The sequence below is a fragment of the Streptomyces sp. NPDC089915 genome, from assembly GCF_040684675.1.
In the GTDB taxonomy this organism is placed as follows: Bacteria; Actinomycetota; Actinomycetes; order Streptomycetales; family Streptomycetaceae; genus Streptomyces.
The window spans coordinates 1-2,607 of record NZ_JBFBGN010000292.1 but is presented as its reverse complement, the minus strand read 5'-3'; the positions used below and the strand labels follow the sequence as shown (position 1 = coordinate 2,607).

Sequence of the window (2,607 nt, the reverse complement as noted above, 5' to 3'; positions counted from 1 at the left end):
CGGCGGGCGTGACGGAGAAGTAGCCGGTACCGCGCCAACTGGCCGGCGGCGTACGCGGACGAGACGGCGGCCGGACCGGCCGTCGCGGCCGCGGGCGTACCGGCGAGACGGCTGGACTGGATCGGGGGCTGCTGGTCAGCGTTCGGGTTCATAAGCCGGCGTGGCAGGACCTGCCCCTGCGCCCCCCGGGTAGGAAGCCCGGTGCTCTGACTGACTGAGCTACACGCCGTTCGATGCCCAGACCCTAGAACGACCACCCGGACCCGGCAATCGATTTCCGCCCCACCGGCCGCGGTACGGGGGGCCTACGACGCACGTTCACGGGCCGAGCAGACCCTCCGCCATGGAGACCGCGCACCGTCCGGTGTCAGCGGCGCCTGTTACGGTCCGGCCATGACGCGCCCCGACCAGGTCCCTGCCGACCACGTCCTTGCCGTCCTGCGCCGGAATCCTGATCTGGTGAGGCTGGCCGCGGCGTCCTTCGATTTTGATCTCGACCGGGCCGGGCACGGGGAAGAGGTCCGTCTGGCGAGCGGCGCGCCGCTGAGCGCCGTGGCGGGCGACGACACCGGCGGAACGTACTTCGCATGTGCCGACGGGGCCGTGCTGTACGCGAGCTCCGAGGGCCAAGCCGGCCTCATCGGCGCCGGCATGGACGAGGCTCTGGAGATCCTCTTCGGTCTGCCGGGATGGCACGACTACACCGAACTCGACCTCGCGGCCGATGACGAGGCACTGGAGGCGGTGTTCAACCGGACCGAGGACGAGATCCGGGGCTCCTACGCCCCCGAGCTGGACGCCGATCGCAGCACGCTGCTCAGCGGGTTGGGCCTGCGCGAGCTCCCCAGGAGGGAGCTGCTGCACAGGCTCCAGAAGTCCCTTCTGCGGACCGAGCCGGAGTTCCTGCTGCTGAACGCGGACGAAGGCTGCGCGTACGAGTTGCTCGACCGCCTTCGGCGTCCGCCGCTGTGGCAGGCGGTTCTCGCTCCCGGCCGGACCGATCTGGCCCTGATGCGGGCGGACCGCGACTGCTGGGACGCGATCGCCGGCGATCCGGCACGACGGGCCACCGTCCTGCGCGCTGCCCAGTACGACCGGCAGCCGGGCGACCTGGAACCTCTGCGCGTACTCCTGCGGCGGGAAGCCCGCCGGGGCCCCACGGAAGAGCTCCGCCTCGCCGCGGTCCTGGTCGCCCTGCACGGCGAGGCGCAGGACCACGCTCTGCTGCGGTCCCTGCGGGAGGCCAACCCCGATGTCCACTTCCTGCTCGGCGGTTTCCCCGATTCCGCACGAGCCCTCGCCCAGTGGGCGGCGGACTTCGACGATTCGAACTACGGCCGGGACCCCCACGACGAGTACGAACTCACCTGGACGGAGCTGGCCCGCCGCCAGGGGCGGACCGAACTGGCCCGCGCCGCGCTCATACGCATCCTCGACGGTACGGGCCCGCGCGATGAGGCTCTGCTCGGGCTCCTGGTCCGTGAGTTCGAAGCCGTCGGAGACCTCGGGCAGGCGATCCGGGCCCGCCGCCTGCACGCGTCCCTGCAGGACCCGGCGGACAAGCGCGGTTCGGCCCTCGTCGACCTCGCCTCTCTGCAACGCCGCCACGGCGAGGTGGAGGCGGCCTGGCAGTCCCTCCGCCGGGCGGTCACGCTACTCGACGGCCCGCCGCCACCGCCGCCCACCGATCAGCTGGCGTTCGATCTCGACCTACCGCAACCGTCCTGTCGGACCTTCACCTGGCGGGAGCTCGGGCTGGGGATGCGGGTCACCGAGGAACACTTCCTCATCACCCAGGCCGCCGTGCCGCTCGGTCTTCACGAGGTGGCCCGGGCGGCACTGCGGGCAGGGCAGACGATGCTCGACGCACTCGCTCACCCCACCGAGAACCTGCGCCGGGCCGCGGAGACCGCGCACAGGCTTGCGTCACCCCGGCCCGCCTGAGGGCGTCGCTTTCGAGGACCGTCCCACCCTCGGCATGGAGCCGGACACCGTCTGCGGACGGTTCGGCAGCACGTCACAGAAGTTCGAGCGGCACCGGATGCCACTGGAGTGGACGGCACTTCAGGCCGTCACCACGCCGCAGGCTCGATGCCGAGTTCGGCGAGCAGGCCGCGGATGCGCTGCTCGATCTCGTCGCGGATCGGCCGGACGGCCGCGACGCCCTGTCCGGCGGGGTCCTCCAGCCGCCAGTCGAGGTAGCGCCTGCCGGGGAAATAGGGGCAGGCGTCGCCGCAGCCCATGGTGATCACCACGTCCGAGGCCTGTACCGCCTCGGCGGTGAGGACCTTCGGGGTCTCGGCGGAAATGTCGATGCCGACCTCGACCAGGGCCTGTACGACGGCCGGGTTCACGGCGCTCGCGGGGGCTGAGCCGGCCGAGCGGACCTGGACGCGGTCGCCGCCGAGGCGGGTGAGGAAGGCGGCGGCCATCTGCGAGCGGCCGGCGTTGTGCACGCAGACGAACAGCACGGACGGGACGGGGGAGGTGCTCACCAGGCCAGGGCGCTTTCTTCGGTGGAACGGGCGGGGGCGGCGGGCTGCCGCCCGGCGTGGGGAACGACGGCCCCGTCCTGGCCCCCGGCGGACGGGCCGTCCTGCCCCGCGG

At 72.5% G+C, this 2,607-nt stretch carries 2 protein-coding genes and 1 tRNA gene; 1 reads left to right on the top strand and 2 read right to left on the bottom strand.

From position 1 onward, the window contains the following. Positions 1-155 precede the first annotated feature (155 nt). Positions 156-229, bottom strand: a tRNA-Gly gene (locus AB0O29_RS35000). 164 nt (positions 230-393) lie between these two features. Here AB0O29_RS35000 and AB0O29_RS34995 point away from each other — a divergent pair. Further along, positions 394-1,944 carry a hypothetical protein gene (locus AB0O29_RS34995; RefSeq protein ID WP_365160216.1) on the top strand — a complete coding sequence of 517 codons (1,551 nt, stop codon included), beginning with the start codon at positions 394-396 and terminating at the stop codon, positions 1,942-1,944. Positions 1,945-2,072: 128 nt separating this feature from the next. Here AB0O29_RS34995 and AB0O29_RS34990 read toward each other — a convergent pair whose 3' ends face one another. Then, positions 2,073-2,495, bottom strand: a complete 423-nt coding sequence (locus AB0O29_RS34990; RefSeq protein ID WP_365160213.1) for an arsenate reductase ArsC — start codon at positions 2,493-2,495, stop codon at positions 2,073-2,075. Between the last annotated feature and the right edge of the window lie 112 nt (positions 2,496-2,607).